16 protein-coding genes are annotated in these 15,177 nt (G+C 37.5%); 12 read left to right on the top strand and 4 right to left on the bottom strand.

The window, feature by feature from the left end; translation table 11 throughout:
* Window positions 1–148 precede the first annotated feature (148 nt).
* Window positions 149–748, top strand: a complete 600-nt coding sequence (locus JHD79_RS01975; RefSeq protein ID WP_199117416.1) for a TIGR00730 family Rossman fold protein — start codon at window positions 149–151, stop codon at window positions 746–748.
* Window positions 749–761: 13 nt separating this feature from the next.
* Window positions 762–1,277 carry a DUF421 domain-containing protein gene (locus JHD79_RS01980; protein WP_199117417.1) on the top strand — a complete coding sequence of 172 codons (516 nt, stop codon included), beginning with the start codon at window positions 762–764 and terminating at the stop codon, window positions 1,275–1,277.
* A 58-nt stretch (window positions 1,278–1,335) separates the two neighbouring features.
* Here JHD79_RS01980 and JHD79_RS01985 read toward each other — a convergent pair whose 3' ends face one another.
* A complete protein-coding gene (locus JHD79_RS01985) occupies window positions 1,336–2,019 on the bottom strand; it encodes a hypothetical protein (protein WP_199117418.1) in 684 nt (227 codons plus the stop codon).
* A gap of 111 nt (window positions 2,020–2,130) precedes the next feature.
* On the opposite strand from JHD79_RS01985, the gene JHD79_RS01990 reads away from it, so the two are divergent.
* From JHD79_RS01990 to JHD79_RS02015, 6 genes are all read left to right on the top strand, one after another.
* Window positions 2,131–3,759 (top strand): acyl-CoA carboxylase subunit beta, encoded by a 1,629-nt coding sequence (locus JHD79_RS01990; protein ID WP_199117419.1) that lies wholly within the window; start codon window positions 2,131–2,133, stop codon window positions 3,757–3,759.
* A 4-nt stretch (window positions 3,760–3,763) separates the two neighbouring features.
* A complete protein-coding gene (locus JHD79_RS01995) occupies window positions 3,764–4,372 on the top strand; it encodes a toxin-antitoxin system YwqK family antitoxin (RefSeq protein WP_199117420.1) in 609 nt (202 codons plus the stop codon).
* Between the two features lies 1 nt (window position 4,373).
* Window positions 4,374–5,537 carry a dipeptidase gene (locus JHD79_RS02000; RefSeq protein ID WP_199117421.1) on the top strand — a complete coding sequence of 388 codons (1,164 nt, stop codon included), beginning with the start codon at window positions 4,374–4,376 and terminating at the stop codon, window positions 5,535–5,537.
* Between the two features lie 205 nt (window positions 5,538–5,742).
* Entirely contained in the window at window positions 5,743–6,711 is a 969-nt protein-coding gene (gene trxB, locus JHD79_RS02005; protein WP_199117422.1) for a thioredoxin-disulfide reductase, read from the top strand.
* Window positions 6,712–6,997: 286 nt separating this feature from the next.
* Window positions 6,998–8,908 carry a family 20 glycosylhydrolase gene (locus tag JHD79_RS02010; RefSeq protein ID WP_199117423.1) on the top strand — a complete coding sequence of 637 codons (1,911 nt, stop codon included), beginning with the start codon at window positions 6,998–7,000 and terminating at the stop codon, window positions 8,906–8,908.
* Window positions 8,909–8,962: 54 nt separating this feature from the next.
* Window positions 8,963–9,571 (top strand): hypothetical protein, encoded by a 609-nt coding sequence (locus JHD79_RS02015; protein WP_199117424.1) that lies wholly within the window; start codon window positions 8,963–8,965, stop codon window positions 9,569–9,571.
* Window positions 9,572–9,600: 29 nt separating this feature from the next.
* Here the strand turns inward: JHD79_RS02015 and JHD79_RS02020 are convergent, their stop codons facing one another.
* The 3 genes from JHD79_RS02020 to JHD79_RS02030 are packed head-to-tail and all read right to left on the bottom strand — an operon-like array spanning window position 9,601 to window position 11,269.
* Window positions 9,601–10,158, bottom strand: coding sequence for a hypothetical protein (locus JHD79_RS02020; protein WP_199117425.1), 558 nt, complete (start codon window positions 10,156–10,158; stop codon window positions 9,601–9,603).
* A gap of 30 nt (window positions 10,159–10,188) precedes the next feature.
* Entirely contained in the window at window positions 10,189–10,785 is a 597-nt protein-coding gene (locus tag JHD79_RS02025) for a hypothetical protein (protein ID WP_199117426.1), read from the bottom strand.
* On the bottom strand, window positions 10,772–11,269 hold the full coding sequence (locus tag JHD79_RS02030; protein ID WP_199117427.1) for an RNA polymerase sigma factor: 498 nt from the start codon (window positions 11,267–11,269) through the stop codon (window positions 10,772–10,774). Before JHD79_RS02030 ends, JHD79_RS02025 begins: the two co-directional genes overlap by 14 nt.
* A gap of 282 nt (window positions 11,270–11,551) precedes the next feature.
* Between JHD79_RS02030 and JHD79_RS02035 the strand changes: the two genes are divergently transcribed.
* The 4 genes from JHD79_RS02035 (at window position 11,552) to JHD79_RS02050 (ending at window position 15,169) form a co-directional block, all read left to right on the top strand.
* The gene (locus JHD79_RS02035; RefSeq protein ID WP_199117428.1) at window positions 11,552–12,973 is read left to right on the top strand and encodes a dicarboxylate/amino acid:cation symporter; all 1,422 of its coding nucleotides are present in this window, start codon (window positions 11,552–11,554) and stop codon (window positions 12,971–12,973) included.
* Between the two features lie 2 nt (window positions 12,974–12,975).
* Window positions 12,976–13,482, top strand: coding sequence for a hypothetical protein (locus JHD79_RS02040; RefSeq protein WP_199117429.1), 507 nt, complete (start codon window positions 12,976–12,978; stop codon window positions 13,480–13,482).
* Window positions 13,482–13,994 (top strand): hypothetical protein, encoded by a 513-nt coding sequence (locus JHD79_RS02045; protein ID WP_199117430.1) that lies wholly within the window; start codon window positions 13,482–13,484, stop codon window positions 13,992–13,994. The genes JHD79_RS02040 and JHD79_RS02045 overlap by 1 nt, the downstream gene beginning before the upstream one ends.
* Window positions 13,995–14,287: 293 nt before the next feature.
* Window positions 14,288–15,169, top strand: coding sequence for a heparin lyase I family protein (locus JHD79_RS02050; RefSeq protein WP_199117431.1), 882 nt, complete (start codon window positions 14,288–14,290; stop codon window positions 15,167–15,169).
* Window positions 15,170–15,177 lie beyond the last annotated feature (8 nt).

Here is a 15,177-nt window from a genome sequence, read left to right on the forward strand (position 1 = left end):
AGCCAATTGATGAATTTGGGTGTTCTATACCATGTATCTATAATTCTTGATTGAAGTTTTGAAATAAGGATTTTAAGATCATGTTTTGTTAAGAAGAGCGGCCTATGCCGCTCTTTTTTGTTTATCTTCGTTAAGGCTAAAAATGAATATGAACAAAATAAAATCACTTTGCGTTTACTGTGGCGCAAATTTCAATGGAGATGAAACTTTAAAGCAGGCTATTGTTGATTTGGCAGCGGTAATGGTTGCGCAAAATGTAACTTTGGTGTATGGTGGTGGTAGTGTTGGCGTAATGGGGGTGATAGCCGATGAAGTGATGAAATTGGGAGGAACAGCAATAGGCGTAATTCCACAATTTTTGATGGATAAAGAGGTAGGACACAATGGGATTACCCAAATGGTGATTACCGAAAACATGCATCAACGTAAGCAAAAAATGGCCGATTTGTCGGATGGCTTTATTGTTTTGCCTGGTGGTTTCGGTACTTTGGAAGAATTTTTTGAAGTACTTACCTGGCTACAATTAGGTTTGCATTCGAAACCCATTGGCGTACTCAATGTATCTGGGTTTTATGATCCTTTATTCTTGCAAATGGACATGATGGTTAAGCATCGTTTTCTAAAACCAAGCAATAGGGATTTGGTGTTTAATGAGGCTGATCCTTTAGCACTTTTAGGTAAAATGGATAGTTTTTCTGCAGTGCCTGATGAGGTTTGGTTTAGGGAAAGAAACTTGGTGCAATCCTAATTATTAATAAAATATGAATCCTTACCTAGATATTACCCTTCGAAGTCTTTCTGTATATTTCTTCATGCTGATAGCCATTCGGTTGACGGGAAAGAAGGAGTTGTCGCAGCTTAATACTACTGATGTGGTGTTGATCTTGCTCATTAGTAATGCCGTACAAAATGCTATGGTTGGTTCAGATACAACCTTGCAGGGTGGGATCGTAGCAGCAGCAGTACTCTTTGTGGTCAATTATATTTTTAAGAAGTTTCTTTTCAAAAGTAAGAAATTAAGGGACTTGGTCTATGATAAGCCGCAGATATTAATACATAATGGGAAGTTGGACTTTCAAATGCTGAGCCATTTGGGCATCACCAATGAAGAACTGGAAGAAGCGATGCGTGAACATGGGGTAGCCCATTATAAAGAAGTGAAATTGGCCATGTTGGAGGTTGATGGAAATATTAGTATTCTTACTGGAGATAAAAGCCTAAGGCAAAGCCGTTATAAAAGAAAACATCAACACAAAACACTAGGAACCTTAAATTAATAGTTTGGTACAATAATAATGGGTGGCATCTTGCTGTTGAAGTACGGATTATGGGGAATTATAAGTAATTGTCCTGGGTGACTTCCCAAGTCCATGGTTTTTTAAGATCGTCAAATGTTCTGGGTTGGGTAAAGACAAGGATATCTTCCGAACTGTAGTTCGAAATGTTTCTTTTAAAGATGCTTCCTATTACCGTAGTGATCTTCCGATCTATGAAATCGTATTGTTTGTCTATCATGTCGCCACTATCTTTATTATAATAGATATTGTTTGCATTTACCAAAATCCAGTTTTTTCCCTGGAATTGGAAGCCATAATTTAATTTCCATCTCCAATCGCCACCGCCCTCAAAAGATAAGGTCAGCTTATTATTGTCGATACGAATATCTTTCAATGGGTCGCCAAGTTTTCCACCTTCTTCAGATCGTAGGATAAAGTCTTGGTTTTGTAGGGCCAATTTATATTTATTGTTTTGACGGTTTTTAAAGTAAATGGCCATCATTCTTGGTTTTTGGAATTCCCTGATCAGTTCTATTTCCTGATTTCCATAAGCCCTAGTCTCAGTTATAGGAGTCTGGTATTCCAAGATGAGAACCAAGTCTACCTGTTGGTCATTGTTTAGATCGCCCTTGGCAGAATCGATCAACTTCCAGTTTTTGGGAATTATATTTTCTATCTTGTCTGTTTGTGGCGGCAATTTAGGAAAGGTAAATTGGGCAAGGCCTAGCTGACAGGATAACATCAGTATAAAAAATATTGAGCATCTCATGCTTTAAAAACGCTTAAAATGCTATTTTAGCATAATTACGGTTAGTCGATATTTCTGCTGGCCCCAAACCAAATAATAAGCAGTATGGATATAGCATTCAATAAGAACGAAGATCATCATAAGCAGTTGGTTTATGAATTAAAAACCAAATTAAAAAAAGTGTATGCGGGAGGGGGAGAGAAAAGTGCAGCCAAGCAGAAAGAAAAAGGAAAATTATTGGCAAGGGAACGAATAGCCTATTTGTTGGATAACGACCGAGACTTTTTAGAAATTGGAGCGTTGGCGGCAGAAGATATGTATGAGATGGAAGGTGGATGCCCTAGTGCGGGGGTTGTGGTGGTGCTTGGGTATATTTCTGGTAGGCAATGTATTGTGGTGGCCAACGATGCTACGGTAAAGGCAGGTGCCTGGTTCCCAATGACGGCCAAAAAGAATCTAAGGGCGCAAGAAATAGCGATGGAAAACCGTTTGCCCATTATTTATCTGGTAGACAGTGCAGGTGTTTATTTGCCTATGCAGGATGAAATTTTTCCGGATAAAGAGCATTTTGGCCGTATTTTTAGAAATAATGCCGTCATGTCGGCCGAAGGTATCGTGCAGATTTCGGCAATTATGGGTTCTTGCGTGGCAGGAGGTGCTTATCTGCCTATCATGAGTGACGAGGCCATGATTGTTGAAGGAACTGGGTCGGTGTTTTTGGCAGGATCTTATTTGGTTAAATCGGCTATTGGAGAGGAGATAGATAACGAAACGCTAGGTGGAGCAACTACCCACTGTGAAATATCTGGTGTAACTGATTACAAACAACCCAATGACAAAGCTTGTTTAGATAGCATTAAGAAGATCATGTCTATGTTAGGCGCTCCCGAAAACGCAGGTTTTGATCGTATTAAACCGGTACTGCCAAAATTAAATGAACAAGATATCTATGGTATATTGCCAGATAATAGGGAGAAGCCTTTTGATATGCGAGAGATTATTTTACGCTTGGTAGATGGCTCTGAATTTGAGGAATATAAAGAACTATATGGACAGAGTATCATTTGTGGGCTAGCCCGTATTGATGGTTGGGCGGTAGGTATTGTAGCCAATCAACGTAAGGTGGTGAAATCTAAGAAAGGGGAAATGCAGTTTGGAGGAGTGATCTATTCTGATAGTGCAGATAAGGCGAGCAGATTTATCATGAACTGTAACCAGAAAAAAATTCCATTGGTTTTTTTACAGGATGTAACAGGGTTTATGGTAGGCAGCAGATCTGAACAGGGAGGTATTATCAAAGATGGTGCAAAGATGGTAAATGCAGTAGCAAATTCGGTAGTGCCTAAATTTACCATTGTGGTGGGTAATTCTTATGGTGCGGGTAATTATGCGATGTGTGGTAAAGCTTATGATCCTAGATTGATCTATGCATGGCCAAGTGCCAAAATTGCCGTGATGGGTGGGGCCCAAGCGGCAAAAGTTTTATTACAAATTCAAGAGAGCTCCCTGAAAGCAAAAGGGGAAAACCTGGATGATGACCATAAAAATAAACTTTTGGATGAGATAACCGAAAAATATAACCGTCAGACCACACCTTATTACGCCGCCTCACGTTTATGGGTAGATGGGGTGATCGATCCGTTAGAAACTAGAAAAGTCATATCTTTGGGTATAGAGGCTTCTAATCAATCGCCAATAAAAAAATCGTTTAATGTGGGTATAATACAAACCTAATACTATGAAATTTAATTTGTTGTTGCTGTCGTTTAGTCTCATCTTCTTTTGTGCTCAAGCCCAAGTAAAACCAATTTACTTTAATGGAAATAGAATCGTTTCTGATGCAAATAAGGCCACTTCTTATGGGGTATATGGTAAGCTGAGCAATGAGGATTTATGGGTATTGAAAAGATATGACCTATATGATAACCTAATGCTTTCTGGTGCTTATAAAGATGAACAGCTAAGCACGCCTCATGGGAAATTTATTTTTTACAACAGTATTTTCGAATACAACTATCAGAACTATACCAATTTTAAAAACCCCAGTACAGATAGGTATATCTCTCAGCAGGGCGAATATGTAAATGGTTTGGAAGAAGGTAAATGGTATGACTATTTTCCAGATGGGAAAATAATGGGATATAGAACTTATATTAATGGTAAGTTGGACGGAGAACTCAAATTATTCGATTATAAGGGCAAACAATTATTTATTGGTCAGTATAAAGAAGGACTTAAAGTAGGTACTTGGTACGATTTAAAAAAGAAGCTGAAACAAGTATTCGACCATGATAAATTAATGAGTACTGCTAGATTAACGAAAGCAGAAATTTTAGAGCTACAGTGATATGAAGAAAAGATTCGGTTTATGGCTTTTACTATTGCTGGGCATAAAAGTATTCGCACAAGATGCTGCAAAGATACATCAACAGGCCATAATGGTTGATACGCATGGAGATATTCTATATAACCAAATAAAATCTGGAATAGATATTGGTCAGTTACAAAGTACGGGTAACTTCGATTTGGTACGTGCCAAACAGGGTGGTTTAGATGTGCAGGTGTTCTCTATATGGTGTGACGAAAAGGGTGGCTACGACTTGGCAAATCGTCAGATAGATTCCTTATATAGTCTAATTAAGAGATATCCTAATCGAATTGCGCTGGTCAACAATGCACAAGATTTACAAGAGGCAGTTAAAGAAAATAAGTTGGCTGCCATGATTGGTGTGGAAGGTGGTCATATGATAGAGAACAACCTCGAAAAGCTGGAACAGCTGGCGAAAAGAGGAATGATTTATTTAACCTTAACTTGGAATAATAGTACCAACTGGGCCAGTTCTGCAGCTGAAGAGAGCAACCAAAAAGTGCTTTCTGAAAAAGCAGGTTTAACCGATTTTGGGAAAGCAGTGGTAAGGAAACTGAATACGTTGGGTGTAATGGTAGATTTATCACATGTGGGCGAAAGAACATTTTATGATGCTATTCAAACTTCTACCAAGCCCATATTGGTATCACATAGTTGTGCCTATGCCCTAAATCCGGTGCCAAGAAACTTGAAAGATGACCAAATAAAGGCCGTGGGCAAAAATGGAGGGGTAATTTCACTTAATTTTTACAGTGGTTTTTTAGACTCTACCTATAACAGAAAGCATCGACAGTTTTTGGAAAAACATACAGAAGAGTTTAAACAGCTTAGCGAAAAATACGGAAGATCTTTAGCTGTGGATACCTTAATTGCCTTGCATCCAAAAGAAGCGAATGAGATAAGGCCAAGTATTGAACTGTTGGTTGATCATATTGATCATATAGTGAAGCTGATAGGGGTAGACCATGTGGGAATAGGAGCAGATTTTGATGGAGCAGAGTCGTTTCCACAAGGCATAGATAGCGTGGCAGACTTTCCAAAGGTAACGGCAGCCTTGCTAAAAAGAGGTTACAAGGAAGCTGATGTTAAGAAAATTTTAGGAGGCAATTTTGTAAGGTTGCTGAAAGCGAATAAAGGGAAATAGTCGGAAGTCGGAAGAAAATTGGCCAAATAAATTATGAACGATATCATAATTCAGCAATACAACAACTAGCCAGCCACACATCATATTTTTGGACATCGCGCTATCAACCTCCGATACCCAAATTATCTTCACAATTTCATCTTTCTCCACAAGTGTTCTTGCTTTAGTAGTTAAAGCTTAAATTTGTGGTTATAATAAATATATAATGTCGCAACAAGAAGAAAAAGAACATGTATCATGTCTGATCATTGGATCAGGCCCGGCAGGTTATACTGCAGCTATTTATGCCGCCAGAGCAGATTTAAAGCCAGTTTTATATACAGGAATGGAAATGGGCGGTCAGCTGACCCAAACCACCGATGTCGATAACTTTCCGGGTTATCCGAATGGAATAATGGGACCGGAAATGATGGAAGACTTTAAAAAACAGGCAGAGCGTTTTGGTACGCAGATTCGTTTTGGATATGTAAGTTCTGTTGATTTTTCTGTATTGCCACATAAGGTAGTGGTAGATGAAACCAAGACTATTACGGCCGATACGGTAATTATTGCCACAGGTGCTAAAGCAAAATGGTTGGGCTTGCCTAGCGAGCAACAATATAATGGTTTTGGTGTATCTGCTTGTGCCGTTTGTGATGGTTTCTTTTTCAAAGGACAAAATGTAGCCATTGTTGGTGCTGGCGATACAGCAGCAGAAGAAGCCACCTATTTGGCTAAGTTGTGTAAAAAAGTTTATATGTTGATCCGTAGAGACGAATTTCGTGCCTCAAAAGCAATGGTTCATCGTGTGTTGAATACCCCTAATATTGAGGTGATCTATAATACGGAAACCACCGAGATTATTGGTAACGGTAAAAATGTTACAGGTGTAAAAGTATTTAACCATAAAACTGAACAGGCAACAACACTAGAGGTAGAGGGCTTTTTTGTAGCGATAGGTCATAAACCGAATACCGATATTTTTAGGGGATGGTTGGATATGGATGAAACGGGGTATCTTAAAACCATCGCAGGGACTTCTAAAACTAACGTAGAAGGCGTTTTTGCTTGTGGAGATGTTCAAGATCATTATTATAGGCAGGCCATAACGGCGGCAGGATCTGGCTGTATGGCTGCTTTAGATGCTGAACGTTACCTTGCTGCAAAGAATGACAGCGTAAAGGCAGTATTTTAACCTTTATCTTAGAAAAGAGAAAAAGCTTCTTGAGTAAATCTCAGGGGGCTTTTTTTGTGCATAAGGGGGTTGCTGTTAATAATGTCAGCCCCTTAGTTTGATTATTGTTTAATTGTGCTTTAATGATGGTGGTTGATCAAAATCCGGGGAGTATTTTTTTGGGTCCTTATGGCTATTTGTTGGATTCGAACTTGACAGATAATTTTCAGGATGTTAAATAAGCATTGTTCAATTATTTAATAGTTATCCTAAAATATTTATCTTGTGCCTATCAATCCTAGGTAAAATGAAAAAACTATTTCTAATGGTATGCTCTACCATTATCTCTTTAAGTAGCATCGCGCAAACCGATGACAATATGGGGCTCATTCCTGCACCAGTAAGCGTAAATAAGACGAGTGGGTCATTTGTATTGGACCATACAGTGGTACTGTTGAACAAAGAACATAAGAACTTAAAAATTGCTGAAGCCTTACGGTCTTTTGCATTAACTAAAGGGTTTAAACTAAAGCTGGTTAAAACAGCGCCAATTGGGCAAAAAGTAATGGAACTAACCAGTATGGGAGCTGACCAACTTCCAAACGAGGGTTACCAGATCAAGATTACCAGTCGCCATATTAAACTTATAGGTAAAGATGCAGGTCTGTTTTATGCCCTGCAGTCTTTTATGCAGTTAATGCCAGATAAGAAATTGGGAAATGTGATCCAGAATGCAGAGATCAATGACTATCCCCGTTTTGCTTATCGTGGAATGCATCTTGACGTTGGACGTCATTTCTTTCCAGTTTCATTTGTGAAAAAATACATCGACCTAATGGCTGCCTATAAGCTGAATAATTTTCATTGGCATTTAACAGAAGATCAGGGATGGAGAATAGAAATTAAAAAGTATCCCAAGCTTACCGAGGTTGGGGGAAGTAGAAACGGAACGATTATTGGCGATTATCCAGGTACGGGAGGGACAGATAATGAAGTGTATAAGGGATTTTATACACAACAAGATGCAAAAGAGATTGTTGCCTATGCGGCAGCAAGGTATATAAATGTAATCCCGGAAATAGAGCTTCCAGGGCATAGTTCTGCGGCAATTGCGGCTTATCCGTCATTAAGCTGCTTTCCGGAAAGAGATACGCCCATAGGAGAAAAGGCTCCTTGGTCTGGTCCAAGAACAGGTAAACAGGTACAACAAACATGGGGGGTATTTGACGATGTTTTCGTGCCATCAGAGGATACTTTTCGGTTTTTGGAAGATGTACTGGATGAAATCATTGCTATTTTCCCTTCAAAATACATTCACATTGGTGGAGATGAATGCCCCAAAAAGTATTGGAAAGAATCTGAATTTTGTCAGCAATTGATCAAGGAAAAAGGATTGAAAGACGAGCACGAATTGCAAAGCTATTTCATTCAAAGAATAGAGAAGTATATTAACGGTAAAGGTCGTTCTATTATTGGATGGGATGAAATTTTGGAGGGAGGCTTGGCACCTAATGCCACGGTAATGTCGTGGAGAGGGGTAAAGGGAGGTATAGAGGCGGCACAACAAAACCACAATGTAATCATGACGCCATCCACCAATGGTTTGTATTTCGATCATAAACAATCCTTGTCTGTTGACGAACCGCTAACCATAGGCAGGAGAGGCAAGGGTACTTCGAATTTTACCAAAGTCTATAATTATGATCCCGTACCACAGGAATTGGCAGAAGATCAGAAAAAATATATCAAAGGTGTACAGGCTAATATGTGGTCTGAATATCTAGAAAGCCCTGCAAAAGTTGAATATATGCTGTTTCCCAGGATATATGCCTTGGCCGAAATTGCATGGACCCCATTAGAAAGAAAAGACATTAAAAACTTTACCGAGCAAAGAATTCCTTTACACTTAAACCGATTAGACCAGACTGCTACCAATTATTGGGTGCCTACACCTATAGGCCAAACTGATGAACCCATCCAAGGAGAACAGATCACCATTAATTTGAAAGTACCGGTTGTTGGGGCTAAAATTTATTATACCTTAGATGGTTATAGACCCTCTGAAAATGCGACAATGTATATCGATCCCATTCAGGTAATTGTACCCCAGGGACAAAAAAAAATGTTGAAAACGATTGTAATCACGCCTAGTGGAAAAAGAAGTGTGGTAACGGAAACCTTATTAAACAATGGGGCAGCCGATGTTAAAGTGAAATAGAATTTTGCAAAAAAGACTAAAAGCTATAAATTGGAATTTTAAAATGATTAATCAATGAAATTTGAGAACTTTATCAAATCATCTTTTGCGATCTTACTATTGCTAACCATATTGGCCTCCTGCAACGAGGGTGATAAACAAGTTTTGGAACCAAAACAGGCTCCAATAACCAAATCATTAAACCCATTTCCATTTTATAAGAGTATTGAGATCAAGCCCGGCTATTATTTTGAAGTGGTAAGTTGGGGGAAAGGAGTAGATACTACAGGAAACTTTTTAATCCTGATGTCGGATTCGGTAAAAAATAAATATAAATCAATTTCGGTAGAAAGGAATGGGATAATAACCGATGCTTGGAATATGGATTTGGACAATGATGGCAACCCGGAAATTTATGTGCAGTCTGTGGTCAGAAAAAACGTAAATGACTTAAATGTTTATGAATTTAATGGGAATGATTTCAATAAGATCAGCTTTCCGGGTATAACTAGCATGAAGGGATATGAAGGAAATGATAAATTTTTTGTTAAAAATGGTGACTTATTTAGGTCCATTCCAATTTTGCAGCGTGATAGTGGAAAGACTACCACTTTGATCAAGACCATCAAATATCGTTTGGTAGGAAATAGCTTCTCCTCATCGGAGGTTAAGCCAGGGGGGTAACAACAGGCTTTTTACTTAATAGGGAAAAATCAGGGTTCAAGCTTATTGAGCTCTGATTGAAAAAATTGATCCCATTTGCTTTGCGCAGCCAAATCGGTACCATGTTTGGTTTCGGAATCATATTTATCCTGCATTTCACTATAGTATTTTCCAATTTGTATAGCAATTTTTTGAATAAGGCCCTTGTAGTTGCTTATGGTATAGTTTTGGTTTTTTAAGATCAATTCGCCATTTTTTAGTAATAGAAAATTAATATAGACATGGCCCTGTTCATGATTGAGCAAATCTTTGCTGGTCTTGCTGTTTTTTATCCTTTCTTTTTTTACCCAAGAATTTTTGGGGTCTACACCTGCCAAAAATTTGAAGTCAATGTTCAAATTACCCCCTTTAATGGTGGAAGTATAGCCATACTGCCAAATGGTACTTGTTGAAGCCGCATAATCAGATTGATAGTTAGGTACGCCTTTAAAATGGGTTTCCCAATCTACTATCTCTGGGTAGAGATGTGCGTGCGGCATAAAAGAAAAAAGAAAAACAGCCGAAATAGATAGGCCAAACTTTAAAAAAACGTTCTTAAACTTCCTCATTTAGTTATCAAGAACGAAAGTTGTACCATTTTATTCTGTTTCCCGAAACTGCGAGCTTATGCGTTCGAATTTTTCTATCAAAAGAGAAATACGTTCCCTATCTTTTTTGATTACTGCCTTTCTAACCAAGGTAGAGCAAAAGATCATCCAACCAAAACTGACGGCTATCATTAAAAATTGTAGCCAGGGCTGAATATTGTTTAATACTTCTACAAAGTAGAAGATCATACCCAGGGAAAGTGCCATGGCGTAAAACCAGTATAAGCGATTGTATAAACTAAATCGACTTAATTGGTAGGCCTTTAGTCTGGCAATAAATTCGGTCGGATTTGCTGTAAAATCACTTTTTGCAAGAATTCGATGGTTCTTGTATAAGATTATGGTATAAACACCAATGGCTATAATAATGATACTGATACCAGCGTGGGTAGTCCATGACTGAAAATTGAACAACCATAATGCAGCCATCAAGAAAAAAGATAGTGCCATACCCAATATGTTCAATAAAGATTTGGTGCGCATGCTGCCTACTTCTTTTTTGGCCTGCTTAAGCATATCGTCGGCAGATATTTTCACATCAACTGTATGCTTAGCCCATAATGCCTCTATGTGATCAAATTCTTGCATGTTGATTGTATATTTCAGTAAGTTTCTGTTTAATGCGATGTATTTTTACTCTCAAATTGCCTTCGCTAATGCCTGATATTTCAGCAATTTCATTATAAGGAAGTTCGTCTAATACCATGGTAATGATCAAACGATCATTTTCTTCAAGTTTTGAGATGCTTTTATAGAGCAGGGCCACTTGCTCGTTTTTTTCAGAATACTCTTCTATTCTGTTTTCTATAATATTATCCGTCAGCTCATCTTTGGCCTGTCGTTTTTCTGATCGCAGGTAAGTTAGGCAGGTATTTACGGCAATCCTATAGATCCATGTAGAAATAAGCGACTTATTCCTGAACTTGTCCAGGTTTTGCCATACCTTTAAAAAAGTTTCCTGCAAAAGATCATTCGCCGAATCTTTATCACCTGTATAACCATAACATAGGTGAAATATCTTCTTTGAGTTTTTATCGAAAATTTCTTTAAAAAGCTGATCTTTTCGGTCCATTTAATGTTTTTGTATGTCTATTAGAACTAGATGTGCTTAAAATGTTACAACTTATGAAGACGCTAAATTAATAAATGTTTGCGTGCTAAGCTCAAATATTTAATTTTGTCGAAATCCAACGTAACCAATAAATACTTTTGAGTTGTTAAAGGACAGGTTTAAATAATGGCTGCCCAATTTAAAGGTGTTCATTTGGAAAAGGAAAACAAAACTAGAATAAACAAATAACCAAATAGACTGCATGTGTTTTTGTATAAATAGACACAACATAAACTAAAACGAATGAAAAAAACACGGATAGGTATCATTACCATTATTTCCATTACCATAGCATTAATTATTACGCTTTTAAAAGAGTTTGACATAGTTCCCGTATCAGATGATGTAATGAAATCTATGCGTTTGATCATTGCGGTAGTTTTGATAGCTTTTGCTTTATTTAGAAAAAACTTGACCACTTGGATCTTAGTGTGTATGTTACTTGGGGTATTTGTAGGGGTAGATTTTCCAAATGTTGCCGGAGCCCTGCACCCCCTTAGCAAAGGTTTTATCAAGTTGGTTAAAACCATTGTTGGCCCCATACTTTTTGGCACTTTGGTTTATGGCATTGCAGGTCATTCAGATTTAAAGCAGGTAGGACGTATGGCTTGGAAGTCCATGTTGTATTTCTTCTGTGCAACATCCTGTGCCATTTTTATTGGCCTAGCGGTAATTAATATTACCCATGCTGGTGTAGGTGTAGATATTAAACATATGCCTCATGAGCAGCTACCTACTGTCAAGGCTCCAGACCCAGCATTAGAACATTTGCCACAACATGTACACGGCGTTTATAAATTTGCTAATTTCTTTTATGACCTATTTCCTGAAAATATTGTGAAATCGATGTATGAAAATAGGGTATTGCAGATCGTAGTTTTTTCGGTGCTGTTTGGTATTGGATTGGCCATGGTAGACGAAAAGAAACGAAAGCCTTTGGTAGATTTGACCGAAAGTTTGTCGGAAGTGATGTTTAAGTTTACCAATTTGATTATGTATTTCGCCCCAATTGGAGTAGGTGCAGCTATGGCATATACGGTTGGCCACTTAGGGGTAGATATTTTAAAGAACCTATTTATGCTATTGGGATCTTTGTATATTGCCTTAATCGCATTTGTACTGTTGGTATTTGTGCCTATAATGCTTGTCCTGAAAATTTCCATCAAAAAATTTATTCAGGCGGTAAAAGAACCGGTTTCTATAGCTTTTGCTACTACAAGTTCAGATGCTGCCTTGCCAAAGGCAATGAGCAATATGGAAAAATTTGGTGTTCCACGTAAAATCGTTTCTTTTGTGATACCCACTGGCTATAGCTTCAATTTAGATGGTACATCGCTATATCTCTCTTTGGCCTCTATTTTTGTGGCACAGGCAGCAGGTATGCATTTGGGTATAGGACAGCAGTTGGCCATTGCATTTACGTTAATGATAACTTCTAAAGGTGTTGCAGCCGTACCAAGAGCCTCATTAATTGTACTTATTGCTACAGCAGAACAATTTGGTCTGCCTGTTTTTATTATTGCCGCTATTTTAGGTATCGATGAATTAATGGATATGGCAAGAACTTCGGTCAATGTAATTGGAAATTGTTTAGCTACCGTGGTGATTGCTAAATGGGAAGGAGAGTTTGACGAAAATGCGTCACATAATTTTGTAGAAGATTAATCATGAGTTCAAGAGGTAAAAAAATATTCCTTGCTTTAAGTGTTATTGTTCCATTTCTGATATACAGCATTATTTATTATGCACCCCTTATCAGAAATGCTCCTTTTCAGGAGAAATATTTTGTTTCATTAGAATATAAATGGGGGAAGGGAGAAAATCTGGAGAATACTTATAATTCTGCTACGGGCGAATTTAAGTATTTGAACAAGTACGATTCGCTTGTTGTCAAAAATATTAAGCTTGATCAACGGGATATTAAATATTTAGACAGTATTGCAGATGTGCAAGGATTTTGGAATTTGCCAAATGTGGTAGCCAATAGCGAAGAAGATTTAAAAAATCCTAAGAATGTACGTTATTTTATAAAATTTAATTACCAAAAGAAATCAAAAGAAGTAACTTATTTGCCAAATTTCAAGGGCAATGAAAGAATGAAAGGTGCTATTTCCAAAATGCAAAAAGAAATAGAACTAACTTTAATAGATAAAGAAGCCGCTCAAGTCCAATAATGAAACAAAAATTTAAAATTAATATTTCTACCATTGGTATTGTTGCGGTAATTGTTATCGCTTTGATTGGTGGCTTTTACCTTTTGAAATTAAAGCAAGGAAGTCATAGTGCGGCTTCTTTTGTTTCACTTCGTTATAGCTGGGGTGTAGGCGATAGTTTGTTGAATAGTTATGATTCTAAAACTGGGTCTTATGCGTATTTGGATAAAAGAGATTCGCTGATCAAAAAAAACTTTAAGCTTCGTGCCAATAATGTTATCTATTTGCACAGTAAGATCAACGAGCTGGGATTATTGGATATACCCTCTGTTCTGGCAAATAAAAATGCTAATCTAAAAGACGCTAAAGTATTGCGTTATGAATTTGAGTTTGTGTATGATAACCAGCTTAAAAAAATCGTTTATCTAACTAATTACGATCAAGATCCGGTAATCGCAAATAAAGCTATGGCTCTACAAAAAGTAGTTGGCCAAACTATAGACGAAGCCGAAGAGCGTTTTACTAATCGTTAGTTAGTCTTTACTTAACAATTTTATGTATTGTTGAGTTTTTAAATCATTATTTTTTCAATTAGTTAAACTTCGTGAGTTTTAAAAATTTACGGAGTTTTTGGCGTGGAAAATAACAAAAGTATTTCATCTATTCTGGCTTGTATAACCCAAAAATCTGCTCGAAAAACTGTTAAATGGCAGTCGTAACAATTTCGATTCCCTTCTTATCAAAAAAACGTTAAAAAATTTGCTTCGTAATATTATTTGTATAAATTTGGTCAACCAAATATTGGTCAACCAAATAATTCCTTTGTATGAACAAGCAAAATCTGCTTTATATCTTGTGCATCTGCTTTTTTGGATACGCCTGCAGCAAGCAAAATAATACCGCTGTTAAACAAGAAGAGGTAGCCAATAATGGAGGTGCTCAAACTACAAATGCTGATGGAGTTACCTTGAGTGCCAATGGGACTAGCGATACCTACCAGTTGATTAATAATGTGCTTGGAGGGAGTGGCGATGTGATAGAAGCCCCAGATTGTAGCCATCCTAGCTTTGGGAAGCATATTACACAGGTATTCGATGCCGATTTAAAACGTTATGTATTTGCTTTTCATATCCATGTTACGCCCGATAACGATAAATGTGAAGATTCGGATAGACAGCGTAATGAAATCAAAACTTATGATAAGTCTCCAGAAAGCTTGAAAGCTAGTAAAGACGAGAGAGTACTTTACAGGTGGAAATTCAAATTGGATGCAGGCTTTAAACCTTCTAGTGACTTTACCCATATTCACCAGCTAAAACCTATTGATGGCGACAACCAATTGCCAATTATTACTCTAACTCCTCGTTATAAGGCAGGAGGAGACATTTTACAAGTAATCCATACTGGTGATACCGAGGCAACTTCTCAAAAATATATTGCTACCATTCCTTTAGCCGATTTTAGGGGCCAGTGGGTAGAAGTAATTGAAAGAGCTACTTTTTCTTTCGATGGTAAATATGAAATACAGATCAACAGAATTAGCGATGGCAAGCTTTTGTTAAAGCAAGCCTTTACCAATATCGAAATGTGGCGTAAAAATACGACTAGCTGTCGTCCAAAATGGGGGATTTACAGAAGAACGCTTCAGCCAGATGCTTTACGAGATGAAACCCTTTGGTTTAACGATTTCAATATAACAGAATACTAAACTTAATT

Source organism: Pedobacter sp. ASV28 (assembly GCF_016428855.1).
GTDB lineage: Bacteria > Bacteroidota > Bacteroidia > Sphingobacteriales > Sphingobacteriaceae > Pedobacter.